Source organism: Sporofaciens musculi (assembly GCF_009830285.1).
Taxonomy (GTDB): Bacteria; Bacillota; Clostridia; order Lachnospirales; family Lachnospiraceae; genus Sporofaciens; species Sporofaciens musculi.
In genome coordinates this window covers 3209277-3235255 of the sequence record NZ_WUQX01000001.1, presented here as the reverse complement: position 1 = coordinate 3235255, position 25979 = coordinate 3209277, and the positions used below count along the sequence as shown (strand labels likewise).

Genomic DNA, 25979 nt, shown 5'->3' with positions numbered 1-25979 from the left:
TGTAGGGGAGAACTGGCATGAGTAAGAATAAAAGCGTGGAAAGAAGAAGCGTAGAAAAAAAGAGAAAAGCAGACAGGAGAGGAAAAGATAAGAGAATGTCGCCGCAGGAGCGTCAGAAGAAAAGGCGTAAGAGGAAAAGAAAAAGAGTTCTGTTTCTGTGTTTTGAGCTGTTTATTTTGGCTATTTTGTGCGTCGTAGGATACGGGATGCTGAAATTGGGGAAGTTAGATATTAATATTTTAAACCAAAATAATCTGGAGGTCTATAAGGATACAGGGCCTTACACGAACATTGCCTGTTTTGGGCTGGATTCCAGAAACGGCGAGCTAGAGGGCGGGGTGCAGAGCGACAGTATTATGATTGTGAGCATCAACAACGAGACCAATGATGTGACACTGACCTCCGTATACCGAGACACATTATTACAGCAGGCGGACGGCAGCTATGAGAAGGCGAATTCTGCATATAACAGAGGCGGGCCGGAGGCGGCCATCAGCCTGTTAAACCGCAACTTTGACCTGGATATTCGCAACTATGTCAGCGTCAATTTCAGCGCTCTTGTGGATGTAATCGACGCTCTTGGAGGGCTTGAGATTGATATGACAGAGGAGGAGGCGTTCTATTGCAACGGATACGCATTTGAGACGGCTCAGGTTGTTGGAAAGGATATGCAGAAGATTGACGAGGTGGCAGGGACACAGTTGTTAGACGGGGTTCATGCAGTAGGTTATGCCAGAATCCGCTACACGGAAGGAAATGATTTCAAGAGAACGGCACGTCAGAGAGAGGTGCTGCAAAAGACGGTTGACAAAGCAAAGAAAGCGAACCTGCTGACTTTGAATAAGATTGTGGATAAGGTATTCCCCCAGATTTCCACCAGTCTGTCAATCACGGATATGTTAGGATTCGCGGCAAATATTCTGAACTATAATATTGTAGGAACCACAGGCTTTCCATATGCGGTGACCACCAGCGAGGATGTCCGGAATCATACAGGCTCTTATGTGGTGCCCATTGACTTTGTGGGAAATGTGTCACAGCTCCACCAGAATATTTTTGCGGAGGAATGGTACGAGCCGTCCATCAAGGTAAAACAGATTCATGACGATATCATCTATCTGACAGGAGTGTCTGAAAATGCCCAGGCCATGCAGACTACATTTGAAGGAGATACTGGTGGAGGCGGTACGTTTGAAGGAGATACACAATGAGGAGACGCAATGACATTATAATGGAATATGGCACATATATGCTGGTATATTTTATGAGTTATATTGCTTCTCTTGCAGGGTTTTATTATCTCGCTGGAGTAATGCTTGTGCTGGAGGCTGTGTATCTGTATCTTCATTGGGTGAAGGAGACCCAGAATTTGACAGAGCTTCGGGGGCTCTTTACCCTTGCATGGGTGGGTGGCCAGGGGCTTGCCTGTTTAAAGCTCAGCAGGCTTCAGAAGGACTGGGATTACAGGACTTGGGCCTGCTTCTTCCTCATATATATCGGTTTTGGGATTGGATATGAGTGGGGGCAGAAGTACGATTCGGATGAAAAAAAAGAGCTTGGTAAGAAGCCTGTGCTGGCAGAACGGCTTTTGGTATGTATCATAGGGCTGGCTCTTACATCCATGGCATGCTTTCTCTTTGAAGCGGCAAAGCTTAAATTTATTCCCTTGTTCTCTAAGGAGCCTCATGCCTATTCTTACTTTCATGTATCAGGGGTGCATTATTTTACCGTTAGCTGTATCCTGATTCCGGCTATTACGGTTCTGTATATGAAGGTAAGTGACGGACTTGGTAAGAAAGAGAAGGCGGCGCTTATAGCGGCGAATGTGACGGCAGTTGTCATTCCTGTGCTGTGTGTGTCCAGGTTCCAGCTCCTCTTTGCCGTTGGCTTTGCCGTGGTTACATATATTATGGTATACCAGGGAGTCAGGCTTCGCACTCTGGCAGGCATTGGGGCGGCGCTAATCCCTATCTACGTGATACTGACGATGTTCCGCCATCATGACATTGCCTATCTGAACGGTATATTTGAGATGAAATATGAGAAGATGCCAATCTTTATCACACAGCCTTATATCTATGTGGCAAATAATTTTGAGAATTTTAACTGCATGGTGGAGCAGCTTACAAAGCATACTTACGGGGTGCGTATGCTGTTTCCCTTTTTTGCCCTGACTGGGCTTAAGTTTGTATTCCCGAAGCTGACGGCCTCGGTGGTCTATCTGACGAAGCCAGAGCTTACAACCCTTACTATGTTCTATGATGCGTATTATGATTTTGGGATGCCAGGCGTGTTTCTGTTCGCTGCCCTTGTGGGCGCAGCGGCAAAATGGGTGATGCAGCTTGTGAAAAAAAGTGAGAATCCGGTGGTGTATCTGTTCTATGGACAGCTTGCCATTTATCTTGGGCTTGCGTTTTTCACCACTTGGTTCAGCAACCCGACCACCTGGTTCTGGTTGATTCTGACAGGGATGATGTACTTGTATGTAGGATATGATAGAGATAAGAGAGGAAATGTGCAGAGAGATGAGTGAGCAGAAGAGTGTGGATGTGGTGATACTGACCCACCAGCCGGACGAAAGGTTCAGGGAGGAATTGAGAAGGCTAAAACAACAGCGTTATCCTGTTGGACAAATTTATGTAATAAATACCAGGTCAAAGAGTTTTCCTAAAGAGGTGGCCAGGATGGAGGGAGTATCCGTGACCCATATAGAGCCGGAGGAGTTCGATCATGGTGGGACGCGGGATCTGGGTTTTCGGTTGTCTGATGCAGAGCTTCTGGTTTTTATGACTCAGGATGCGCTTCCGGCTGATAAGGATATGATTGGGGAGTTGGTAAAGCCCCTTCTTGCGTCTAAGGGCGTGGGGGTTTCCTATGCACGCCAGCTTCCGGCAAAGGGCTGTGATGAGATTGAGCGGTATACCAGAATTTTTAATTATCCGCCCAAGGCCAGGGTGAAGGGGAAGGAGGATTTGCCCGTGATGGGAATCAAGACCTTTTTCTGTTCGGATGTGTGCGCTGCTTATCAAAGGACGGTTTACAGGGAAATGGGCGGATTTACCAGACGGACCATTTTCAATGAGGATATGGTTATTGCGGCTAAGATGGTGAAAGCCGGATACCAGGTTGCCTATGCGGCAAACGCCAGGGTTGTCCATTCACATAACTATTCAGGGCGGCAGCAGTTTCAGAGGAATTTTGATTTGGCGGTTTCCCAGGCAGACCATCCGGAGGTGTTTAAGGGAATCCGTTCCGAGGCCGAGGGAATCCGGATGGTGAGAGATACGGCCCTTTACTTACTGAAAAAAGGTAAATGGTATCTTCTTCCTGTACTTCTATATAAAAGCGGCTGTAAGTATCTTGGCTATAAAGCGGGACAGAATTATAGGAAAATGCCTTTGTGGATGGTGAAAAGATGTTCGGCAAGCAAGGCATATTGGGAAAAATATGCAGAAAACAATATTTGTAATTGAAGTTTCCAGGAAAATGAGGTAATATATTGAAGAATGTTATCGTAAAATGAGTTAAATTGAGTAATGAAAGAAAGGACATTGGATAATGGCTAGGGAAAAAAATCATTACAGGCGTGGTCGTAGGAAGCGTGGATTTGCCGCATGGTCTCTGGGAAAGAAGATTGGAGTGATTTTTGGAGGAACCGTAGCGCTGGTGGCAGCGACAGGAGCCGTAATCCTGGCGAGCAAGTTGTCTAAGATTGAGAAGGCGCCGATTAATCCCATGGAGTTAAGTGTATCGGAGGAGGCACGGGAGAGGGGAACCGGCTATCTGAACGTTGCACTGTTTGGCGTCGATTCTCGTAAAAGCGAGCTCGGCAAGGGAACCCGAAGTGATACGATTATGATTGCAAGTCTGAATCGTGAGACGCTGGAGGTAAAGATTTCCTCCGTATACCGAGACACCCTGCTGCAGCAGGATGATGGGTCGATTAACAAGGCGAATGCGGCATATTCTTACGGTGGACCGGAAGAAGCGGTCGCCATGCTGAATAAGAATCTTGATATGGATATTGAGCATTATGTGACGGTTAATTTCGATGCGTTAATCGATGTAGTGGATGAAGTAGGGGGTATTGAGATTGATGTTACTGAAGAAGAGATCCCTTATATCTGTGGTTACGCCATTGAGATTATGAAAGCGACGGGTAGAGTGTCGGCGGGAGTTACCGAACCCGGCCCTCAGGTTTTGAATGGTCTGCAGGCCACAGCCTATGCCAGAATCCGTTATACGGCGGGGGATGATTTTAAGCGGGCAGAGCGTCAGCGTATGGTGCTTGCGAAGATTGTGGAGAAGCTTCAGCAGGCGTCTCCGGCACAGTTGAACAAGATTATAGACAAGGTATTTCCCCAGGTTGCCACGAATTTCACTATGGCGGAGATTCTGGATTATGCGGTGGATGCATTTGATTACCGGCTTGGCGAGACCACAGGTTTTCCCTTTGATAAAACTACGGACGAGCTGGTGGATATAGGAAGCGTAGTTATACCGGTTACTCTTGAGAGCAATGTAGAACAGCTTCATAAGTTCTTCTACGGCGACAGCGAAGCCTATTCAGTGTCCTCCACCGTATCGTCTATCAGTGATAAGATTGTGAACAAAGCAGGAAACCGTAAGGCAGATGTAAATGAAGATACCCAGAGTATTATGAGTCAGCCGGACGACGATGACGATGATGATTATGACTATAATAGAGGATCTTCCAGCAGCGGAGGCGGTGGAAACCATAGCAGCGGAAGCGGAACATCATCCAGCGGGAATAACGGAGGTTCTACTGGAGGGGGAGGAAACAGCGGGACAAGCGGAGGAGCTTCCAGTGGGAACGATGACGATGATACCTCTGGAGACGGTGATACGTATATACCCGATGACAGCGATTCGTCAACTTCGGATGGTAACGATTCGTCAGGTTCAGATGAAGGATAGTGTCTATTTGCCTGATGTACAAAGTCTGTTGGATAATAATTTAGAAAAATGAGGTAGCTTACATGAGAAGATGGAAGAAAATACTTTCTATGTTGGTTATAGTGTGTATGCTTTGCCCGTGTGTATCCATGATTGTTCACGCGGCGTCTGCGGAAGTACGTTTCTCAGATCCTTCTACAACGGTAGGTGCGGAGGTTGATGTTAATATAAGAGTCAGCTCTTCTGCTGAGATTGTATCACTGAATCTAACATTGGCCTATGATACGGACAAGTTAAGGTTTATCAGCGGCGACAGCGCCACCGGCGGAAGCGGAACCATTACCATGAACTGTACCGGAGAAAGCATAGAGGATGGACTTACCCTGAAGTTTCAGGCTCTTGCGGAAGGGACCGGAAAGGTAACGATTTCTCAGTCCTCAGGGACGGATATGGACGGTTCGGAGCTAGATATTACAGAGGGGAATTCGGCAGTCACGATTGGGCCGGGAGATCCTTCATTGATTCAGCCAGAAGAGGGGGCAGGCAACGAGGGCGGTACGGCGGCTGCAAACGGCCCTCAGGTGGAGATTGACGGGGTACAGTATATTGTTACCAATGATTTTTCGGACGCATTGATACCGGAGGGCTTCTCGCGGGGAGAGATGATCTTAGAGGGCGCCGCCTGTCAGGTGGCAACGCAGCCTGTAAGCAATGTGTCAGCCTTTTATCTGACGCCTGCCGCCGGAGGGGAGCCGGAGTTCTTCCTATATGACGGTGATAAAGGCTCGTTTCTTCCCTTTGAGTCCGTCAGTATTTCCTCTGACCGTTATATTATCCTTCTGAGGGACGACGGTTCTGTGAACCTGCCAAAGCGTTACCAGGAGACGGTGCTTACCTTAAACGGCAAGGAATTTCCGGCATGGCAGGATGTGGACATGGCAGAGTATTATGTGCTTTATGCCTTGAATGCAGACGGTCAGAAAGGAATGTACCAGTATGATACGGTTGATAAGACCTACCAGAGATATGTAGAACATACGGCGGAGGCGAAGGAGAAGAAGACTCCCAAGGGCTGGTGGAACAAATTTCTGCAGTTTGTGGGTGATTTCCTGGATATTGTGCTGATTATCGTTATGATGCTCATGCTGGTTCTGATTGCTTTCCTGGTTGTGGTTAGTGTAAAGCTTCGGAATCGTAATTTGGAATTGGACGATCTGTATGATGAATATGACATCGATCCGGATCGGGATGATGAGCCGGCGCCAAAGCCGAAGGCAAAGAAGCCGGCGCCGGGAAAAGAGATTAAGAATGCAGTAAGACGTAATGCAGACGAGCCTGCTGTCAGAGTTCCGGTTAAGACCATGAGTCTGAAGGAAGAAGATCTGTTTGATGATTATGACAATCTGGGTGATGATGACGACGACTATGACGATTTTGATTCAGACGGTTATGACTCGGATGGCTATGATGATGATTATGGTTATGATGATGACTATGACGACGATGATGATTATAGCAGCAATTCCAATGATATGATCGATGATCTGGATGATCTTCTAAATCTGCAGTCTCAGAAAAAGCGGGGGCAGAAGAAGGGTGATACGTTCCAGGTGGATTTTATTGATTTAGATTAACAATCATTGCATTAATTTCGGATAAAATCAGCGCTTTGCAAGGAGGCGGGGTGCTGATGGCCAGAGGTTAATGCAATATTTTTTATGAAAATAAAAAGGAGTTGGAAAATATGTGTGGTATTGTAGGATATATAGGAAATCGGCAGGCAGCGCCAATTCTGTTGGACGGATTAGGGAAGCTTGAATACAGAGGATATGATTCCGCAGGTATCGCCGTTTACAACGAGGGAAAAATCGACATGATTAAGTCAAAGGGCAGGCTTAAGGTATTGAGTGAGCTGACCCATGACGGCGCCACTTTGGAGGGAACTATGGGAATCGGCCACACCCGATGGGCGACCCACGGCTCTCCGTCGGATGTGAATGCCCATCCCCATTTTAATGCGGATAAGAGCATTGTGGTTGTACATAACGGTATCATTGAAAACTACTTAAAGCTCAAAAAGAAGCTTAAAAAACGGGACTATCAGTTTGTGTCAGAGACAGACACAGAGGTTATTGCCCACCTTCTGGACTATTATTACCAGGGGAACCCCCTTGAAGCGATTACGAAGATTATGCACCGTATGGAGGGCTCTTATGCTCTTGGGATTATGTTTAAAGACCACCCTGACCAGCTTTATGCGGTGCGCAAGGATAGCCCTTTGATTGTGGGACATACAGACGGGGGCTGCATTATTGCCTCAGACGTTCCGGCGGTGCTTCGGTATACCAGGGATGTTTATTTTATTGAAAATGAAGAAATTGTCCGTATGACTGCGGATTCCATGGAGTTTTTCAACGTGGACGAGGAACCTATTGTCAAGGAGCCGGTGCGGATTGAGTGGGATGTGAATGCAGCCGAGAAGGGCGGATATGAGCATTTCATGTTAAAGGAAATGTATGAGCAGCCCAAGGCGGTGATGGATACATTTTCTCCAAGGATTAAGGGCAGTCAGATAGAAATTGAAGAATTGGGTATGACGGAGGAGGAGATTCGTAAGCTTCGCAAGATTATGATTGTAGCCTGCGGCTCGGCCTCCCATGTAGGGCACACCAGCAAATATATCCTGGAGGGGCTTGCAAGGCTTCCGGTGGAGGTGGATATGGCGTCGGAATTCCGTTACCGTAACCCTATTCTGGATGAGCAGACTCTGGTGGTTGTCATCAGTCAGTCAGGGGAAACGGCGGATACCCTTGCCGCGCTCAGGCAGGCTAAGAAGATGGGAGCAAGGGTTTTGGGAATCGTCAATGTGGTGGGAAGCTCCATTGCCAGGGAGGCAGATAACGTGATGTACACCTGGGCTGGGCCGGAAATTGCGGTGGCTACCACCAAGGCATATTCTGCGCAGTTGACCGCCATGTATCTTCTGGCAATGAAGTTTGGAAAAGCCAGGGGTCTGCTTAGGGAGGATGAGCTTCAAGAGATGCTTGGAAGCTTAAAAGCCCTGCCTGCCCAGATTGAGATGATTCTGAGCAATCGTGAGAAAATTCAGAAGTTTGCCAACCGCTATCTGGCGGCAAGGGATATCTTTTTTATCGGGCGGGGAATCGACCATGCGATTTCCATGGAGGGCTCTTTAAAGCTAAAGGAGATTTCCTATATCCACTCTGAGGCATATGCGGCCGGAGAGTTAAAGCATGGCACCATCTCTTTGGTGGAGGAGGGAACCTTGGTTGCTGCAGTATTGACACAAAAGGAGCTTTACAAAAAGATGATCAGCAACATGGAGGAGGTCCGCACCCGCGGCGCCTTCGTGATGGCCGTTACGGTGGAAGGCAACACAGAAGTGGAGAAAGCGGCAGATTACGTTATCTACATACCAGAGACGAACAAGTATTTTACCAACTCTCTTGCCATTATTCCTTTGCAGCTTTTTGCCTACTATATTGCAGTAGGACGGGGCTGTGATGTAGATAAGCCAAGAAATCTGGCAAAATCGGTGACGGTAGAGTAGCAGAATTTGGAAAGAATAAAAAATCGGGGATTTCTGAACATGATTGACAGAAATTCCCGATTTGTTCAGTCTGTTTACAGACATACCAACATAATTGACCAATTAGTGTTTTGCAAATACTGCCTCACTTTTTACCCCTGGCTGTGGGGATGCCTGACCGTCGCTTGGAGCGTCTTCTAATTTACGGTTGCTTAAAGCTCCGGCTTCCATGGCATCGGCAAAATTAATCGGATGGTTGCGCATATGCACCTTTAGCATTTCAAACAGTCTGAGAGTGGGACGCTTGGATTCCAGCACGCCGGAAACGTCGATATATTTGCAGCCGGTCTGTGAAGCTAAGGCTTTCAGACGTTGATTCATTTTGAAGGCTATGGGGCTATTAGATACAATCGGCACAATATAGATGGAGGCCTTTGTCTTTGTGTGTACCATGTACAGCAGCCATTCATATTTGGAAATAAAATTGTCAATGTCAGCATTTTCATCCAGGATATCCACATCTCCCATATTTACGAATATCTTACGGGGATTTAAGTCATACAGACATACTTTGAGATAGCTTTCAATCTGGTCGATGCGAACGTCTTTAATACTACGGTTATAAATCGGCTCCGTGATACGGAATGCCTGTGCCAGCTCTCCCACAGGGAGGGCGGCAAATGTGTTGGAGCCGAATAGCACGACGCCGCCGGCTTCTGTAATACTGTTCATTTCACGATATGTTTCCATTTCATCTTCTCCTTGACTGTGAATCGATGGTTTGAAGGGTGTGGAGTTCTGCGCGTCCAAAGCCGCTGTGTCCACGGATGTATTTTCGGTATTACCGGAAATCTGCCTGGCAAGTTTGGCATTCGCTTCTTTTGCCTGTCTGTCGTAGCGGCAGTTAATGAAGTAGACAACCACATTTGCAGATACGACAATTAAATTCAGCAGGTATACGACCAGTACATAATTGAATCTGTGATTATAGATTTTTGCTGAGATTCCAGCAATATACCCTGTGATGATCAGGAGTATGAACTGTAGGCTCATGTTTCTTGCTGATTTTGCTTTGATGTTCTTGGCAAGGTTCATAGGCCAGGACAGACCAAAGCAGATCAGCATGGTGGACTCTAAAAGTTCAGCCATTTTCATTCCCTCGCTTTCTGTTTGCTTACATAATATGCGTAAAAAACTTTGGTTGACAGGGAACCTTTATCCCTGTCTCTTTCGTTCCTCACATAGTTTATCATTGACCTATAATTATGTCTAATATATAATATTTATCAAAATCATAATATTTATATTATGAATAGGGAGGGAACCTTAAAAACCCTATAGAAATGGAGGAGATTTATGGAGCTTATGCAGATTCGCTATTTCCTGGAGGCCGCCAGGACGAAGCATATGACCAACAGTGCGAAGAACCTGCATATTACCCAGCCGGCGCTGACCCAGGCAATCCGAAGGCTTGAAAAAGATCTGGGTGTGCCGCTGTTTGCGGCAAAGGGCAGGAAAATTGTGCTGACAGAGTACGGGAAATATTTGCAGAGAAAATTGGAGCCGCTGATGAGCCAGATGGACGCAATTCCGGAGCAGCTTAAGATGATGGTAGCCCTGGAGGGAGAAACGATCCATATGAATGTTCTGGCGGCGTCAGGGCTTGTGATGGAGGCGATTATCGAGTATAAGAAGGAGCATGAGGATATTAATTTCCAACTGCAGCAGAATTCAGAGAGTGAGCTTTATGATATTGCGGTGACAACGAAGCTGTTCTATCAGGGGGATGAGGAGAGCTGCTTCGCCTGCGGGGAGGAGATTTATCTGGCGGTGCCGGAGAATGGAAAATACAGGGGAAGGACGTCGATATGTCTTTCAGAGACTTCTAAGGAGGGCTTCATAAGCCTTCTTGGCTCCAGGGAGTTCCGTTATATCTGTGACCGGTTCTGCCAGCATGCGGGCTTTACACCAAAGATTATTTTTGAGAGTGACAATCCCTCTGCCGTGAAGAATATGATTGCAGCCAACATGGGAATCGGCTTCTGGCCGGAGTTTACCTGGGGCAGTATTGATAATGAGCGTGTGCGGCTATTAAAGATTGAGGAGCCAATCTGCCGGAGGGATATTATTATTAACTATAACAGGAACAAGATGGACAGCCGCAATGTGATTGAATTTTATGAGTTTCTGACCCATTTTTTTGAAGGGAGAAAGGGACTGCTCCTTTCCTAAATATAGGATTCGGCTGTTTTTATGTGGTGTTTTTCGCGTTGATATGCTAAAATATTGGCGTTGAGCAGGAATGTGAACGTATGACAAAAGGAGATTTAGATATGGCAGTACAATTACTGATGGGAAATGAGGCCATCGGCCTGGGGGCAATAAACGCGGGAGTGAGTCTAGTGTCAGGATATCCAGGCACTCCGTCCACAGAAATCTTAGAGACGGTGGCAAAGAATAACCCAGAGGGTAAGATTCATGTGGAATGGTCGGTAAATGAGAAGGCTGCCCTTGAGGTGGCGGCGGGGGCCTCCTATGCGGGTGCAAGAACCATGGTGACGATGAAGCAGGTAGGGTTAAACGTAGCGTCCGACCCGCTGATGAGCCTTGCATATGTAGGGGTGAAAGGGGGAATGGTCATTGTGGCGGCGGACGATCCGGGTCCCATTTCCTCCCAGACAGAGCAGGATACCAGGCATTTTGGAGAGTTTTCAAAGCTTCCGGTGTTTGACCCAGCTTCCCCAGAGGAAGCCTATGAGATGGTTGGGGAGGCATTTGCATATTCGGAGGAATATGGAACTCCTGTGCTTCTGCGCCCTACAACCCGCGTCTGCCATGGATGTGCGGTGGTGAAGGTAAAGGAAGGAGGGCCTGCTTGCAAACCAGAGGGATTTATTAAGGATACGGGGCGGTGGGTTATCTTTCCCCGATTATCCTATCAGAATCATAAGAAGATTGAGGAGAGAAATGAGAAGCTCTCCCATGTGTTTTCCTCCTGTCCTTTTAACAGGGTGGAGGGATGCCTGAAAGGAAATTTGAAGGTTCGCAGAGGCGTGGCGGCAGGCGGAATCAGCTATGCCTATGTAAAGGAGATTCTTTCTGAGGATATCCCGCTGCTTCGGGTGGGAACGCCTTTCCCCTTTCCAGAGGATTTGGCGCTGGAATTCTTAAAAGGGCTTGATGAAGTTCTGGTGCTGGAGGAGCTGGACCCAGTGATTGAGAGAGCGCTCTTGCAGATAGTGGGAAAGTATCAGCTGGGGGTAACGGTTCGGGGAAAACTGACTCATGATACTGCCAATGCGGGGGAGAACAGTGTTGAGAGCGTGGAAAAGGATTTGGAGAGGTTTGCTCCTGAGGCACTTAAGGAGAAGAATAAGGCTTTGGAGGATAAGGAGAAGGCATTAAAGCTGCCGGTGCGTCCGCCGGTTCTTTGTGCGGGCTGTCCTCATCGGGCCTCCTTCTATGCCGTGAAGCAGGCGGCAAAGGGACGAAGGGCTGTGTTTAGCGGGGATATCGGCTGCTATACCCTTGGAAATGCAGCGCCTCTTGATATGGTGGATACCTGTCTGTGTATGGGGGCGGACGTGACCATCGCCCAGGGACTTCACATCATAGAAGAAGATACGGTTAATTTTGCTTTTATTGGGGATTCTACATTTTTTTGCCTCCGGAATTACCGGTATTATTAATGCAGTATACAACCAGACGGACATTATCTTGGTGGTGCTTGACAATTCCACCACAGCCATGACCGGCCACCAGCCCCATCCGGGGACGGGGAAGGACCATGATGGGAGAGGTCGTAGCAAAGGTAAGTATCGAGAAGGTGCTTGAGGGAATCGGCGTGGAAAGAATCGTGAAGGCAGACCCCTTAAAGCTTGAGAGCGCCGTAGAGGCGGTGAGGCAGGTTTTGGATGAGAGGGGAGTACGGGCGGTGATTTTCAAGTCTCCTTGTATTGCCCTTGCAAAGCCTAAGACCTGTTATCAGGTGAATGAGAAGACCTGTGTTTCCTGTAGGAAATGTATACGGGAATTGGGCTGTCCGGCCATTGTGGCATGTGACGGGCGAATTTCCATAGAGCCGTCCCTGTGCTATGGGTGCGGCGTCTGTGGGGAAATCTGTAAATTCGGTGCAATACAGGAGGTGGACCATGAATAAGAATTGTTTACTGTGCGGAGTCGGAGGCCAGGGAGTGGTCCTTGCGTCCAAATTGATTGCTTATGGGGCCATGGAGAAGGGAATGTTTGTCCGAACGTCGGAAACCATCGGTATGGCGCAGCGGGGAGGCTCGGTAGTCAGCCATGTGCGCATGGGGGAGGAAATCCATTCTCCCATGATTCCTAAGGGATGTGCGGATGTGCTTCTGGCGTTTGAGCCGGCAGAGGCGGTGCGCAATCTCTCCTATCTGAGAAGGGGATCAAAGGAGGGGATTGTGATTGTGAATAAGAAGGCAGTTCAGCCTGTGACTGCGACTCTGGGAAATGGAGGGTATGACAGCAGCGAGATGCTCTCCTACCTTAAAGAGCATGTGAAGAACTTATATGTGGTTGACGGGGAGGCCATCTGTCAAAAGGCGGGCTCGCCAAAGACGCTGAACGTGGCCCTTCTGGGCGCGGCGGCGGCAAGCAATGGACTTGGGCTTGACATAAAAGATATAGAGTGTGAGATTGAACGGAGGGTAAAGCCTCAGTATCGGGAGATGAATCTTTGTGCTCTGAGTCTTGGGGCGGCGGCTTTGCGTGGGAGTACATCGTAATGGATTTACTATGGGGCAGATGGACGCGGTTTTATAAGGAATCATGGAAAATATTACCAGACAGAAGGGAAAAGATATATGCGAATGACAGAGTTACAGTTCAGACTGATTAAGACAAATTTGAAGCTTTTGACTTCCAAGCCTTGTTTCTACAAGGAGAAGTTTAAGGAGATTGACATTGATGCAATCAACAGCCAGGAGGATTTTGAAAAATTACCCTTTACCTGGAAGGGGGATCTCAGGGAGGCGTACCCCCTGGGGCTTCAGGCTGTGCCGGACGAGGAGATCGTCAGAATCCATTCCTCCTCCGGAACCACGGGAACGCCGGTGATTATCCCCTATACCCAGAAGGATGTGGACGACTGGGCCAAGATGTTTGCCAGATGCTACGAGATGGCGGGAATCACGGCGCTTGACCGGATTCATATCACGCCGGGCTACGGGCTTTGGACCGCAGGCATCGGTTTTCAGTTAGGGGCTGAGCATTTGGGAGCAATGACGATTCCTATGGGCCCTGGGAATACGGATAAGCAGCTTCGCATGATGCAGGATTTGAAATCCACGGTCTTGTGCGCTACCTCCTCCTACGCGCTTTTGCTGGCCGAGGAGATCGCCAAGAGGAAGCTTACGGATAAAATCAGTCTGAAAAAAGGCGTCATCGGTTCAGAACGGTGGGGCGAGAAGATGCGCAAAAGAATCGCGTCTGAATTGGGGGTACAGCTTTATGACATTTATGGGCTGACGGAGGTTTACGGACCTGGAATCGCCATGAGCTGTGACTATGAGTGCGGAATGCATTACTGGGACGACTATGTGTATTTTGAGATTGTTGATCCTAAGACGGGGGAGGTTTTGCCAGATGGAGAGATTGGCGAGCTGGTTATCACCACCCTTCGCAAGCAAGGTGCGCCCCTGATTCGATACCGCACCCACGACCTGACTCGTTTTATTCCTGGGGATTGCCCCTGCGGCTCTCGTTTCCCAAGGATTGATACCCTGATTGGGCGGACGGACGATATGGTGAAGGTTAAGGGGGTCAATATTTTCCCAAGCCAGATTGAAGAAATGTTAAAAGGCGTGGCCGAAGCCTCAAGCGAGTACCAGTTTATGCTGGATCATCTGAATGGGAAGGATGTGTGTACCCTGTTCGTGGAGATTAACGGCGGGGCAGAGCCAAAAGGTGCGGCTAAGGTTATTCAGCAGGAGTTCAAGAGCAAGATTGGCGTTACGGTAAATGTGAAGCCGGTTCCCATTGGGGATCTGCCAAGGAGTGAGAAGAAGTCCACCCGTATTTTTGACAACCGGTATTAATAAGGAGGCCCTATGAGATTCAGACCATGTATCGATATCCATAACGGAGAAGTGAAACAGATTGTGGGCGGCAGCCTTAATGACGAAAATGACCAGGCAGTGGAAAATTTTACAGCCAGGCAGGATGCGGATTACTTTGCGAGACTCTATCAGAAGGACGGGTTAAGGGGAGGGCATGTGATTCTTTTAAACCCGCCGTCCTCAAAATATTATGAGAAGACCAGGCAGCAGGCCATGAAAGCATTGGCGGCGTATCCAAAAGGCTTGCAGATTGGCGGAGGGATTACCGCCGAAAATGCAGAGGAGTACATTGAAGCAGGGGCAAGCCATGTGATTGTTACCTCCTATGTTTTTAAGGACGGAAAGATTCACTGGGATCTTATGGACGAGCTTAGGAGGGCGGTAGGGAAAGAGCATGTTGTGATTGATTTAAGCTGCAGGAGAAAGAACGATGGCTATTACATTGTGACTAACCGCTGGCAGACCTTTACTAATGTAAGGCTTACGGGGGAAATCCTTGATAAAATCGCGGGATACTGCGACGAATTCCTGGTGCATGGCGTAGACGTGGAGGGGAAGGCTTCTGGTATAGAAGATAAGCTGGTTAAGCTGTTGGGCGAAAAGCATGATATACCCATTACCTATGCGGGGGGAATCGGAAAGCTTTCCGATTTGGAACATTTTGGCGAGATTTCCAAAGGTAAGCTCGATTTTACGATTGGCAGTGCGTTAGACCTTTTTGGGGGGAAAATTCCATATGAGATTGTAAAAAGTTATGGCGAAACCTGCGTCTTTTAAACCTCGAAATGAAAATTAACAGTTTGTAAACACTTTATAAATTAGTTGAATTGCCCTATAGATAGTGTTATTATGTAGGATAAAGTGGTTTACCATGGCTAAATTAGTGATAAGGAGCTATTATCAATATGGGGTTAATGCAAAAATTATTCGGAACGCATAGCGAAAATGAGTTAAAGAGAATCTACCCGATTGTAGACGCAGTCGAGGCACTTGAGCCGGAGATTAAGAAGTTATCGGATAGTGAATTGAAAGATAAGACCAGGGAATTTAAAAAGAGGCTTCAAAACGGCGAAGCAACCCTTGACGACATTTTGCCTGAGGCATATGCTGTCGTGAGGGAGGCTTCTGTGCGTGTAATTGGGCTTAGGCATTTCCGCGTCCAGATTATCGGAGGTATTATTCTGCACCAGGGCCGTATTGCAGAGATGCGTACAGGTGAAGGAAAGACGCTGGTGTCTACCCTTCCGGCTTATTTGAACGCGCTGACAGGAGAGGGTGTCCATGTGGTAACGGTCAACGATTATCTGGCCAAGCGTGACGCCGAGTGGATGGGACAGATCCATGAATTCCTGGGACTGACGGTAGGCGTGGTGCTTAATGGCATGGACAATGACGAGAGACGCGCGGCTTACAACTGTGACATTACTTATGTAACCAACAATGAGCTTGGTTTTGATTATCTGCGGGATAACATGGTGATTTATAAGGAGCAGCTCGTGCAGAGGGGCTTGAAATTCGCCATCATCGACGAGGTGGACTCTGTGTTAATCGACGAGGCCCGAACGCCTCTTATTATTTCCGGACAGAGCGGCAAGTCTACGAAGCTCTATGAGGCCTGCGATATTCTGGCACGCCAGTTAGAGCGCGGGGAGGCAAGCGGAGAGTTCAGCAAGATGAACGCCATCATGGGTGAGGACATTGAGGAGACGGGAGATTTTATCGTCAATGAGAAGGAGAAGAATATCAATCTCACTGAGGACGGCGTCAAGAAGGTGGAGAAGTTCTTCCATATTGAGAACCTTGCCGATTCTGAGAACTTAGAGATTCAGCACAATATTATACTGGCTCTGCGCGCCCATAACCTGATGTTCAAGGACAAGGATTATGTGGTGAAGGAGGACGAGGTCTTAATCGTAGACGAGTTCACAGGACGTATCATGCCGGGCCGCCGTTATTCCGACGGTCTGCACCAGGCTATTGAGGCAAAGGAGCATGTGAAGGTGAAGCGGGAGAGCCGAACCCTTGCAACCATCACCTTCCAGAACTTATTTAATAAATTTGCAAAGAAATCAGGTATGACTGGTACGGCTCTGACGGAGGAGAAGGAGTTCCGTGAAATCTACGGAATGGATGTTATCGAGATTCCCACCAATGTGCCGGTACAGAGAAAAGACTTGGATGATGCGGTGTATAAGACACAGAAGGAGAAGTTCAAGGCAGTCTGCGACGCTATTGAGGAGGCCCATGGAAGGCACCAGCCGGTTCTTGTGGGTACCATCACCATCGAGAATTCCGAGCTTTTAAGCGGTATGCTTAAAAGACGGGGGATTAAGCACAACGTCTTAAATGCCAAGTTCCATGAGATGGAGGCAGAGATCGTTGCTCAGGCAGGCGTTCATGACGCCGTGACCATTGCCACCAACATGGCTGGCCGTGGTACGGATATTAAGCTGGACGACGATGCAAAGGCGGCTGGGGGACTTAAGATTATCGGTACAGAGCGGCATGAGTCCAGGCGTATCGACAATCAGCTTCGAGGACGTTCTGGACGTCAGGGAGATCCGGGAGAGTCCAGGTTCTACATTTCCCTGGAGGATGATCTGATGCGTCTGTTTGGCTCTGAAAGGCTGATGAACATATTTACGGCTCTGGGCGTAGAGGACGGGGAACAGATTGAACATAAGATGCTCTCAAGCGCCATTGAGAAGGCGCAGCAGAAGATTGAGGCCAATAACTTTGGAATTCGTAAGAATCTCTTAGATTACGACCAGGTTATGAATGAGCAGAGAGAGATTATATATGAAGAAAGACGTCGAGTCCTTGACGGAGAGAATATGCGGGACTCCATTTTCCATATGATGAATGAGTATGTGGAGAATGTGGTGGATATGGTGACCGGAAAGGACCAGGACTATGATGAATGGAACTTGGCAGAGCTGAATCTAACCATCCACAATACCATTCCCATTGCGGCGGTGACAGAAGAAGACGTAAGGGGAATGGGGCAGAAGGAATTGAAGCATCTCTTAAAAGAGCGTGCTGCCAAGGCATATGAAGCGAAGGAATCGGAATTTCCTGAGCCAGAGCAGATTCGTGAAGTGGAGAGAGTATTCCTTCTCAAAGTCATTGACGCCAAGTGGATGGCCCATATCGACGACATGGACCAGCTTCGTCAGGGAATTGGACTTCAGGCTTACGGCCAGCGGGACCCTAAGGTGGAGTACAAGATGATCGGGTATGATATGTTCGACGAGATGACTAAGGGAATTGCGGCAGATACCATCCGCGCACTGTTCCACATCCGGATTGAACAGAAGGTAGAGCGTGAGCAGGTGGCAAAGGTGACGGGAACCAACCGAGATGAGAGCGCCGCCCGCGCGCCAAAGAAGAGGGTGGATAAGAAGGTTTACCCCAACGACCCATGCCCATGCGGAAGCGGTAAGAAGTACAAGCAGTGCTGCGGGCGTAAGTAGTCTGACGTTGGCATTGGGAAATATTTAGAATAGAAAATATGAAAGAGGTGATAAGATGGTTGAATTGGATCAGTTCAAGACACTGATGAATGCATATGAAGAACCTCTTGCCGAGATGAGGGATTCACTTTGACCTGGCAGGGAAGGAAAGACGGATTGAAGAACTAGAGCGAAAGATTGAAGAACCAGGCTTCTGGGATGAACCGGAGGAGTCCCAGCGTTTCATGAAGGAGTTAAAGTATCTTAAGGAGCAGGTGGAGACCATTAAGAAGCTGTATACAGCCTATGACGATATCTGTCTGCTGATTGAGATGGGTTATGAGGAGAACGACCCATCCATGGCAGAGGAGATTGGGGCGGAGATTAAGGAGTTTGAGGGTGTGTTTGAAGGGCTTCGGATTCAGACCCTTCTGTCCGGCGAGTATGATTCCTGCAATGCGATCGTAACCATCCACGCAGGCGCAGGGGGGACGGAATCCTGTGACTGGGCTAGTATGCTTTATCGGATGTACAGCCGCTTTTCAGAGAGAAAGGGCTTCTCCATTCAGGTGCTGGACTATCTGGACGGGGATATTACAGGGACGAAGGCCGTAACCTTTGAGGTAAACGGTGAGAATGCCTACGGGTATCTCAAATCAGAAAAGGGAGTTCACCGTCTGGTGAGAATCTCTCCCTTTAACGCGGCGGGCAAGCGGCAGACCTCCTTTGCCTCCTGCGACGTGGTGCCGGACATTGAAGAAGAACTGGATATCGAGATTGCAGAGGATGATTTGAAGATTGATACCTATCGAGCAAGCGGCGCAGGGGGACAGCATGTCAATAAGACCTCCTCCGCAATCCGTATCACTCATTTGCCTACCGGTATTGTGGTACAGTGCCAGAATGAACGGTCACAGCATCACAACAGGGAGAAGGCCATGCAGATGCTCAAAGTAAAGCTTAAGCTTTTAAAAGAGCAGGCCCAGGCGGATAAGGTGTCAGATATTAGAGGAGAAGTAAAGGAGATTGGCTTTGGCAATCAGATTCGTTCTTATGTGATGCAGCCCTACACCATGGTGAAGGACCACAGGACCAATGTGGAGAACAGCAACGTGACGGCCGTGTTGGACGGCAATATCGATCTATTTATGAATGCCTATCTGAAACAGACGGTGAATAGTTAGAGGAGGGACAAACAGATGGTAAATATAGCAGTTTTGGGATATGGAACGGTTGGCTCAGGCGTGGTGGAGGTGGTGAACACCAACGGCGCGCGTATCAACCAGAGAATCGGGGACGAGCTTAAAATCAAGTATGTCCTGGACTTAAAGGATTTTCCTGGGGACCCTGTGCAGGATATGATTGTCCATGATTTCGATACCATTCTTTCGGATGAGGACATCAAGATTGTGGTGGAGGTAATGGGAGGCATTGAGCCGGCTTACACCTTTGTGAAGAAGTGCCTTCTGGCTGGAAAGAGCGTGGCCACGTCCAACAAGGCCCTGGTGGCAAAGCACGGGGCTGAGCTTTTGTCCATTGCTAAGGAGAATAACATCAATTTTCTGTTTGAAGCCAGTGTTGGGGGAGGAATTCCCATCATCCGACCCTTAAATTCTTCTCTTACGGCAGACGAGATTGAGGAGATTACAGGTATCCTTAACGGAACCACCAACTATATGCTGTCAAAGATGTTCTATGAAGGGGCGGACTATGACACGGTCTTAAAGGAGGCCCAGGCAAATGGTTACGCTGAGCGCAATCCGGAGGCGGACGTGGAGGGCTATGACGCCTGCCGTAAGATTGCGATTCTGTCTTCTTTGATTTCGGGGCAGCAGGTAGACTTCGAGGACATTTACTGCGAAGGAATTACCGAGATTACGGTGGAGGATATGAAGTACGCCAAGGCTATGGGAACCACCATCAAGCTGCTGGCGTCCAGCAAACGCCATGGGGGGAACCGTCTTCATGCCATCGTAGCTCCCTGTATGCTGTATCCTGAGCATCCTCTTTATAATGTAAATGGAGTCTTTAATTCTATTTTCGTCCATGGAAATGTGCTGGGAGACGCCATGTTTTACGGAAGCGGCGCAGGAAAGCTTCCCACGGCCAGCGCGGTTGTTGCAGACGTGGTGGATGCGGCGAAGCATTTAAACCGAAATATCATGACCATGTGGAAGCAGGAGAAGCTTAAGCTTGAGGATAAGGCGGACGCGAAACGTCGGTTCTTTATCCGGTTTAAGGGAAATGAAGATGAGATGCTTCCAAGGCTTCAGGACTCCTTTGGAGACATTGAGATTATTAAGGCAGAGGGCCTTTTGGGAGAATTTGGTATTGTCACTCCGGTCATGATGGAGGGGGATTATGTGACCAGGGCGAATATTTATCGTGAGCAAATCCTTCATATGATTCGTGTGGAGGGGTAGGTGAGAAGCCAATGAAATACATTATTATTTTAAGCGACGGGATGGCAGGACGACCGCTTGAGGAACTTAATAAAAGGACGACCCTTGAGGCGGCCCATACTCCGGTGATGGATAAACTTGCACGGGTATCAGAGCTTGGCATGGCGTCCATGGTTCCGGAGGGGATGGCGCCAGGGAGTGATACGGCCAATCTGTCGGTCATGGGTTATGACCCCAAGATTTTCTATACCGGAAGATCCCCGCTGGAGGCTTTGAGTATCGGAGTCGATATGGCGGATACGGATGTTTCCTTCCGGTGCAACCTTGTGACATTGTCTGAGCAGGAGGGCGACTATGAAGACCAGGTGATGTTAGACCACAGCTCTGACGAGATTGAGACAAAGGATGCAGCCATTCTGGTGGCCGCCTTGAAGGAGGGGCTTAAGGCAGAAGGGTACGAGTTCTATGTGGGCACCAGCTACCGCCATCTTTTGATTCAGAAGGACGGTACGGCAGCAGAGCTTACGCCGCCCCACGATATCCTTACAAAGGGGATTGGGGACTATCTTCCTAAGGATAGGATTCTTAGGGATATGATGGAGAAAAGCTATGAGATTCTGAAAAACCATCCTCTGAACGAGGAGAGAAGAAGGAAGGGGCAAAGGCCCGCCAACTCCGCCTGGTTCTGGGGCGCAGGGAGGAAGCCTTCCCTCACCTCCTTTGAAGAACGCACCAAAAAGAAAGGCGTGATGATCTCCGCGGTGGATCTGCTGAAGGGAATTGCGGTAGGCGCAGGGATGGACCGTATTTTCGTGGAGGGTGCAAACGGCGGGCTTCACACCAACTATGAGGGAAAAGCGCGCGCCGCTTTGGATGCCCTTACGAAAGCTGGGTATGATTTCGCATATATCCATGTGGAGGCGCCGGACGAGATGGGGCATTAGGGGCTTACAGAAGATAAGATAACTGCAATCGAAAATGTAGACGGGAAGGTACTAAGAGTTGTCCTTGAAGGGCTTGAAGCCTCAGGGGAGGATTTCCGGCTTTTGCTTTTACCGGACCATCCAACACCTATTGAAGTCCGCACCCATACAGGCGAGCCGGTTCCTTATCTGTTGTATGACAGTACAAAACCAATAGAAGGGGCAGAAGAATATTCTGAGAAGACAGCCGCCCTGACAGGCAGAAGTTTTAGGGATGGATACCGGCTGATAAGTCATCTGCTTGAGGAGGAACTATGCTGATCGTAAAGAAATTCGGAGGCAGCTCCGTAGCCAATAAAGAGAGAATTTTTAATGTTGCCAGGAGATGCATTGAAGATTATAAGGAAGGCCATGACGTGGTGGTGGTGCTCTCAGCCATGGGAGATACCACGGACGAGCTGTTAGCCCTTGCAAAGACCATCAATCCTAAAGCGAAGAAGCGGGAGCTTGACATGCTGCTGACCACAGGTGAGCAGGTATCAGTATCCTTGATGGCCATGGCCTTGCAGTCCTTGGATGTTCCGGCTGTGTCCCTCAATGGGTTTCAGGTGCGGATGCATTCCACCTCTCGGTACGGCAACGCCCGTTTTAAGCGTGTGGAGAAGGAGAGAATCCTTCATGAGCTGGATTCCAGAAAGATTGTGATTGTGACCGGCTTCCAGGGAGTGAACAAGTATGATGATGTGACCACATTGGGAAGGGGCGGCTCGGACACCACGGCCGTTGCCCTTGCGGCTGTGCTTCATGCGGATAAATGTGAGATTTATACGGACGTGGACGGTGTGTACACCGCAGACCCAAGGGTGGTTAAGAATGCAAAGAAGATTGACACCATCACCTATGATGAGATGCTGGAGTTGGCAAGCCTTGGGGCAAGGGTACTCCACAACCGCTCGGTGGAGATGGCGAAGAAATATAATGTAGAACTGGTTGTGCGGTCCAGCCTGAACCATTCGGAGGGAACCGTAGTCAAGGAGGCAAAAGGAGTGGAAAAACTATTAGTGACCGGTGTGGCTGCCGATCAGAATACGGCAAGAATCTCTGTAATCGGAGTGGAGGACAGGCCGGGAATCGCGTTCCGTATCTTTGATACCCTGGCCAAGAATAACATCAATGTGGATATCATCCTCCAGTCCGTGGGACGGGAGGGGACAAAGGATATCTCGTTTACAGTGGCGTCGGACGATTTGAAGGCGGCAATCCGTACATTGGAGGAGAATAAAGAGCGATTGACCATCAAGGACATTACGTGGAATGAGGATGTGGCGAAGTTGTCAGTCGTTGGCGCAGGAATGATGAGCAATCCCGGCGTGGCGGCGAAGATGTTTGAGTCCCTCTACAATTCCAGGGTTAATATCAATATGATCTCCACATCAGAGATTCGGATTACAGTACTGGTGCCGAAGAAGGATATTGATAAGGCAATGAACGCGGTCCATGATGGTTTCGCCATGTCAGATTAGAGCTGGCTTAAGCTGCTGTTGTGGTATTTTTCGGAAAATGTGACGTCTTCACCGAACCATGACGGAGGAGTGAAGGAATTGGCATCCTCCTCGGAAGCAAATTCTACCTCCACAAGAATGAGGGGAGCTAAGTCTCCCTCAAAGACGTCAAGCTCTGCTGTCAGGCCGTTAGGAAGGGGAAGCATGTAACGTTTCTTCTGGATGAAACGACCGTCAATTTTGGTGAGAAGATGTTCATAGGCTTCTCGGTTGAGGGGAAGGTTGTATTCCTGCCTTGCCAGGAAGCCTTTTGATTTGTAGGTAAGCTCGTACTTATGGTCATCCTGGCGGATGCGTACCACAGGATCGGTGTTTAAGTACCCCTGGGAGATTATGCGGCAGGGGTAATGCTCCAGATGTTCGGGAAGTTTGGGTACAAGATATTTGCGTTCAATTTCCATTGGGAAACCTCCTGATTTGATAATTTTGATTATTATATGGCTGCCTACATCATAATATAAGAGATTCTAAATGTAAATGAAAAAATAAAAAGGGGATGAGAAAATGAAGAAAGTGAGTGTGATCCTTGCTGATGGATTTGAAGAAGTCGAGGCATTAACCGTGGTAGATCTGCTGAGGCGTGCGACTATCTATGTAGATACGGTTTCGATTATGGAGGACTATACGGTACACGGCGCTCATGGAATCAACGTGCAGACTGAGGATCTGTTCGAGGAAGTGAATTTTGTGGAGTCAGATATGATTGTACTGCCGGGCGGGATGCCAGGAACGAAGAATCTGGAGGCCCACGCGGGAGTGCGAAGGGTAGTAAAGGGCTTCTATGACGAGGGCAAAAAGATCGGCGCCATCTGCGCTGCGCCTACGGTGCTTGGCAATATGGGGCTTCTCAAGGGGAAACGCATCTCCTGTTATCCTTCCGTGGAGAAGGAGATTCAAGGTGCGGTGATCTCCGGAGGCTCTGTCACTGTGGATGGGAACATTATTACCAGCCGCGGCGTGGGAACTGCCATTGATTTTGCATTGAAGCTGATTGAGGTTCTGTCAGGGCCTGCAAAGGCGAAGGAGATTGCGGAATCCATCGTATATGAGACGAAATAATACTGGATATTTAGAGAGGTTTGTGTTATACTTCTTTGGTGAATGAATTGTAGTATGCCTTGTTCCATACTACCAGGGGACAGGATAGAAACAGGAGGAAATAGTAGATGAGCTTACAGGTAGAGAAGTTAGAGAAAAGCATGGCAAAACTTACGATTGAAGTTTCTGCCGATGATTTTGAAAAAGCACTTCAGAGTGCATATAAGAAGCAGAAGAATAGGATTGCAATTCCAGGATTCCGTAAGGGTAAGGTTCCGCGCCAGATGGTTGAGAAGATGTACGGTGCGGAGATTTTCTATGACGACGCGGCGAATGAGCTGATTCCCAAGGCTTATGGGGAGGCATATGACGAGTGTGAGGAATCTATCGTATCCAGACCTCAGATTGACGTGGTTCAGGCAGAGAAGGGCAAGCCGTTTATCTTTACGGCTACGGTTGCATTAAAGCCAGAGGTAACTCTTGGAGAGTACAAGGGACTTAAGGTTGAGAAGTATGACGTAGACGTGACAGAGGACGAGATTGACGCAAAACTTAAGGAAGAAGCAGAGAAGAATGCGAGACAGGTTACGGTAGAGGATCGTCCGGTGCAGAACGGGGATGAGGTCATCCTTGATTACGAAGGCTTTGTAGACGGTGTTGCTTTTGAGGGCGGCAAGGGCGAGAACCATCCTCTGGAGATTGGCTCTGGTTCCTTTATCCCTGGATTTGAGGAACAGTTGATTGGCGTTAATACCGGAGTAGATGTGGAAGTGAAGGTTACCTTCCCAGAGGAGTACCATGCAAAGGAGCTTCAGGGCAAGGATGCAGTATTCCAGTGTAAAATACATGAGATTAAGGCGAAAGAGATTCCAGAGATTGACGACGAGTTCGCCTCTGAGGTATCTGAGTTTGATACTCTTGCCGAATACAGGGAAGATCTTAAGAAGACCATAGCCAAGAAGAAAGAGGCTGAGGGCAAGGAGAAGCAGGAGGATGAAGCGGTTGAGCAGGCTGTGAAGAACGCACAGTATGAATTGCCGGAGGCTATGATTGAGACTCAGATAGCGCAGATGGCTGAGGATTTTGCACGGAGAATTAAGAGTCAGGGGCTTACCATGGAGCAGTACTTCCAGTTCACCGGTTTATCTGCGGATAAGCTTGTGGAGGATATGAGACCTCAGGCAGTTAAGAGTATTGAGACACGTCTGGTATTAGAGGCAATCGTGAAGGCAGAGAATATCGAAGTCAGCGAGGAAAGAATCGACGAGGAGATTCAGAAGATGGCTGAAATGTACCGGATGGAAGCGGATAAGATGAAAGAGACCATGGGTGACAGAGAGAAAGAGCGCATGAAGGAGGATATCGCGGTTCAGGAGGCGATTACCTTCCTTGTAGAGAATGCTGTGGAAAAATAAGCGCTGTCACGAATAAGGAGGCAGATACATGAGTTTAGTACCTTATGTCATTGAACAGACAAGCCGTGGGGAACGGTCCTACGACATCTATTCAAGATTATTGAAAGACAGGATCATTTTTCTTGGAGAGGAAGTATCCGACGTATCGGCAAGTGTTGTAGTTGCCCAGTTGTTATTTTTAGAGGCAGAGGATCCGGAGAAGGATATCCATCTGTATATCAACAGTCCGGGAGGCTCTGTGACGGCAGGTCTTGCCATCTATGATACGATGCAGTATATTAAGTGTGATATTGAAACCATCTGTATCGGTATGGCGGCTAGTATGGGCTCCTTCCTGCTGGCAGGAGGAACAAAGGGAAAGAGACTGGCTCTGCCTAATGCTGAGATCATGATCCATCAACCGTCAGGAGGAGCGCGGGGGCAGGCAACGGAGATTGAGATTGCCGCAAAGCATATTTTGCGTACCCGCGAGAGATTGAATCGAATATTATCAGAGAATACGGGACAGCCGATAGAGGTGATCAGTGAGGATACGGATCGAGATAACTTCATGTCGGCAGAGGAAGCGAAGGAATACGGTCTGATTGACGAAGTCATCAAGAGCCGTTAAGCTTTTAGAAGAATGTCCCTT

General features: G+C 48.4%; 19 protein-coding genes and 2 pseudogenes. 19 read left to right on the top strand and 2 right to left on the bottom strand.

Translation table 11 applies throughout. The features are described 5' to 3' along the window. Window positions 1-17: 17 nt before the first annotated feature. From GN277_RS16355 to glmS, 6 genes are all read left to right on the top strand, one after another. Entirely contained in the window at window positions 18-1211 is a 1194-nt protein-coding gene (locus GN277_RS16355; RefSeq protein WP_159751940.1) for an LCP family protein, read from the top strand. Continuing rightward, window positions 1208-2533: an O-antigen polymerase gene (locus tag GN277_RS16350; protein WP_159751939.1), complete on the top strand. Its 1326-nt coding sequence runs from the start codon at window positions 1208-1210 to the stop codon at window positions 2531-2533. Before GN277_RS16355 ends, GN277_RS16350 begins: the two co-directional genes overlap by 4 nt. After that, window positions 2493-3473 (top strand): glycosyltransferase family 2 protein, encoded by a 981-nt coding sequence (locus GN277_RS16345; RefSeq protein ID WP_244324745.1) that lies wholly within the window; start codon window positions 2493-2495, stop codon window positions 3471-3473. Before GN277_RS16350 ends, GN277_RS16345 begins: the two co-directional genes overlap by 41 nt. Window positions 3474-3558: 85 nt before the next feature. Continuing rightward, window positions 3559-4938, top strand: coding sequence for an LCP family protein (locus GN277_RS16340; protein ID WP_159751938.1), 1380 nt, complete (start codon window positions 3559-3561; stop codon window positions 4936-4938). A 62-nt stretch (window positions 4939-5000) separates the two neighbouring features. Then, window positions 5001-6551 carry a cohesin domain-containing protein gene (locus GN277_RS16335; RefSeq protein ID WP_159751937.1) on the top strand — a complete coding sequence of 517 codons (1551 nt, stop codon included), beginning with the start codon at window positions 5001-5003 and terminating at the stop codon, window positions 6549-6551. A gap of 110 nt (window positions 6552-6661) precedes the next feature. Beyond that, window positions 6662-8488 (top strand): glutamine--fructose-6-phosphate transaminase (isomerizing), encoded by a 1827-nt coding sequence (glmS, locus tag GN277_RS16330; protein WP_159751936.1) that lies wholly within the window; start codon window positions 6662-6664, stop codon window positions 8486-8488. A 102-nt stretch (window positions 8489-8590) separates the two neighbouring features. Here the strand turns inward: glmS and GN277_RS16325 are convergent, their stop codons facing one another. Further along, window positions 8591-9616 carry an SGNH/GDSL hydrolase family protein gene (locus GN277_RS16325; RefSeq protein ID WP_159751935.1) on the bottom strand — a complete coding sequence of 342 codons (1026 nt, stop codon included), beginning with the start codon at window positions 9614-9616 and terminating at the stop codon, window positions 8591-8593. Between the two features lie 207 nt (window positions 9617-9823). Between GN277_RS16325 and GN277_RS16320 the strand changes: the two genes are divergently transcribed. The 10 genes and pseudogenes from GN277_RS16320 to GN277_RS16275 all read left to right on the top strand — a co-directional run bounded on the left by GN277_RS16320 (window position 9824) and on the right by GN277_RS16275 (window position 22856). Further along, window positions 9824-10699: a LysR family transcriptional regulator gene (locus GN277_RS16320; RefSeq protein WP_159751934.1), complete on the top strand. Its 876-nt coding sequence runs from the start codon at window positions 9824-9826 to the stop codon at window positions 10697-10699. Between the two features lie 101 nt (window positions 10700-10800). After that, window positions 10801-12626, top strand: a pseudogene (gene iorA, locus GN277_RS16315) (indolepyruvate ferredoxin oxidoreductase subunit alpha). Beyond that, window positions 12619-13224, top strand: coding sequence for an indolepyruvate oxidoreductase subunit beta (locus GN277_RS16310; RefSeq protein ID WP_159751933.1), 606 nt, complete (start codon window positions 12619-12621; stop codon window positions 13222-13224). The pseudogene iorA and the gene GN277_RS16310 overlap by 8 nt, the downstream one beginning before the upstream one ends. A gap of 78 nt (window positions 13225-13302) precedes the next feature. After that, window positions 13303-14535, top strand: a complete 1233-nt coding sequence (locus GN277_RS16305) for a phenylacetate--CoA ligase family protein (RefSeq protein ID WP_159751932.1) — start codon at window positions 13303-13305, stop codon at window positions 14533-14535. Between the two features lie 12 nt (window positions 14536-14547). Next, window positions 14548-15333: a phosphoribosylformimino-5-aminoimidazole carboxamide ribotide isomerase gene (gene hisA / locus GN277_RS16300; protein WP_159751931.1), complete on the top strand. Its 786-nt coding sequence runs from the start codon at window positions 14548-14550 to the stop codon at window positions 15331-15333. A 128-nt stretch (window positions 15334-15461) separates the two neighbouring features. Then, entirely contained in the window at window positions 15462-18029 is a 2568-nt protein-coding gene (secA, locus tag GN277_RS16295) for a preprotein translocase subunit SecA (RefSeq protein ID WP_159751930.1), read from the top strand. A gap of 55 nt (window positions 18030-18084) precedes the next feature. Then, window positions 18085-19192 (top strand): peptide chain release factor 2 gene (prfB, locus tag GN277_RS16290; protein ID WP_204162758.1). Its coding sequence is split into 2 segments (ribosomal slippage): window positions 18085-18147 and window positions 18149-19192, totalling 1107 coding nucleotides; the frame shifts between segments, so codons are not numbered across the junction. A gap of 15 nt (window positions 19193-19207) precedes the next feature. Then, window positions 19208-20431, top strand: a complete 1224-nt coding sequence (locus GN277_RS16285) for a homoserine dehydrogenase (protein ID WP_159751928.1) — start codon at window positions 19208-19210, stop codon at window positions 20429-20431. An 11-nt stretch (window positions 20432-20442) separates the two neighbouring features. Continuing rightward, window positions 20443-21654: pseudogene (locus tag GN277_RS16280) on the top strand (cofactor-independent phosphoglycerate mutase). Further along, window positions 21648-22856, top strand: coding sequence for an aspartate kinase (locus tag GN277_RS16275; RefSeq protein ID WP_159751927.1), 1209 nt, complete (start codon window positions 21648-21650; stop codon window positions 22854-22856). The pseudogene GN277_RS16280 and the gene GN277_RS16275 overlap by 7 nt, the downstream one beginning before the upstream one ends. On the opposite strand, the gene GN277_RS16270 is transcribed toward GN277_RS16275, so the two are convergent. Further along, a complete protein-coding gene (locus tag GN277_RS16270; RefSeq protein ID WP_159751926.1) occupies window positions 22853-23296 on the bottom strand; it encodes a CYTH domain-containing protein in 444 nt (147 codons plus the stop codon). The two genes, GN277_RS16275 and GN277_RS16270, sit on opposite strands and share 4 nt — an antisense overlap. 103 nt (window positions 23297-23399) lie before the next feature. Between GN277_RS16270 and GN277_RS16265 the strand changes: the two genes are divergently transcribed. From GN277_RS16265 to clpP, 3 genes are all read left to right on the top strand, one after another. Further along, window positions 23400-23954 carry a DJ-1 family glyoxalase III gene (locus GN277_RS16265; RefSeq protein ID WP_159751925.1) on the top strand — a complete coding sequence of 185 codons (555 nt, stop codon included), beginning with the start codon at window positions 23400-23402 and terminating at the stop codon, window positions 23952-23954. A gap of 107 nt (window positions 23955-24061) precedes the next feature. Next, window positions 24062-25348 carry a trigger factor gene (tig, locus tag GN277_RS16260; RefSeq protein ID WP_159751924.1) on the top strand — a complete coding sequence of 429 codons (1287 nt, stop codon included), beginning with the start codon at window positions 24062-24064 and terminating at the stop codon, window positions 25346-25348. Window positions 25349-25376: 28 nt separating this feature from the next. Then, window positions 25377-25958 (top strand): ATP-dependent Clp endopeptidase proteolytic subunit ClpP, encoded by a 582-nt coding sequence (gene clpP, locus GN277_RS16255; protein WP_159751923.1) that lies wholly within the window; start codon window positions 25377-25379, stop codon window positions 25956-25958. Window positions 25959-25979 lie beyond the last annotated feature (21 nt).

Coding starts and splice junctions, on each gene's coding strand:
- GN277_RS16355 (WP_159751940.1), top strand. CDS start 18: ATGAGTAAGAATAAAAGCGTGGAAAGAAGAAGCGTAGAAAAAAAGAGA.
- GN277_RS16350 (WP_159751939.1), top strand. CDS start 1,208: ATGAGGAGACGCAATGACATTATAATGGAATATGGCACATATATGCTG.
- GN277_RS16345 (WP_244324745.1), top strand. CDS start 2,493: ATGATAGAGATAAGAGAGGAAATGTGCAGAGAGATGAGTGAGCAGAAG.
- GN277_RS16340 (WP_159751938.1), top strand. CDS start 3,559: ATGGCTAGGGAAAAAAATCATTACAGGCGTGGTCGTAGGAAGCGTGGA.
- GN277_RS16335 (WP_159751937.1), top strand. CDS start 5,001: ATGAGAAGATGGAAGAAAATACTTTCTATGTTGGTTATAGTGTGTATG.
- glmS (WP_159751936.1), top strand. CDS start 6,662: ATGTGTGGTATTGTAGGATATATAGGAAATCGGCAGGCAGCGCCAATT.
- GN277_RS16325 (WP_159751935.1), bottom strand. CDS start 9,616: ATGGCTGAACTTTTAGAGTCCACCATGCTGATCTGCTTTGGTCTGTCC.
- GN277_RS16320 (WP_159751934.1), top strand. CDS start 9,824: ATGGAGCTTATGCAGATTCGCTATTTCCTGGAGGCCGCCAGGACGAAG.
- GN277_RS16310 (WP_159751933.1), top strand. CDS start 12,619: ATGAATAAGAATTGTTTACTGTGCGGAGTCGGAGGCCAGGGAGTGGTC.
- GN277_RS16305 (WP_159751932.1), top strand. CDS start 13,303: ATGCGAATGACAGAGTTACAGTTCAGACTGATTAAGACAAATTTGAAG.
- hisA (WP_159751931.1), top strand. CDS start 14,548: ATGAGATTCAGACCATGTATCGATATCCATAACGGAGAAGTGAAACAG.
- secA (WP_159751930.1), top strand. CDS start 15,462: ATGGGGTTAATGCAAAAATTATTCGGAACGCATAGCGAAAATGAGTTA.
- GN277_RS16285 (WP_159751928.1), top strand. CDS start 19,208: ATGGTAAATATAGCAGTTTTGGGATATGGAACGGTTGGCTCAGGCGTG.
- GN277_RS16275 (WP_159751927.1), top strand. CDS start 21,648: ATGCTGATCGTAAAGAAATTCGGAGGCAGCTCCGTAGCCAATAAAGAG.
- GN277_RS16270 (WP_159751926.1), bottom strand. CDS start 23,296: ATGGAAATTGAACGCAAATATCTTGTACCCAAACTTCCCGAACATCTG.
- GN277_RS16265 (WP_159751925.1), top strand. CDS start 23,400: ATGAAGAAAGTGAGTGTGATCCTTGCTGATGGATTTGAAGAAGTCGAG.
- tig (WP_159751924.1), top strand. CDS start 24,062: ATGAGCTTACAGGTAGAGAAGTTAGAGAAAAGCATGGCAAAACTTACG.
- clpP (WP_159751923.1), top strand. CDS start 25,377: ATGAGTTTAGTACCTTATGTCATTGAACAGACAAGCCGTGGGGAACGG.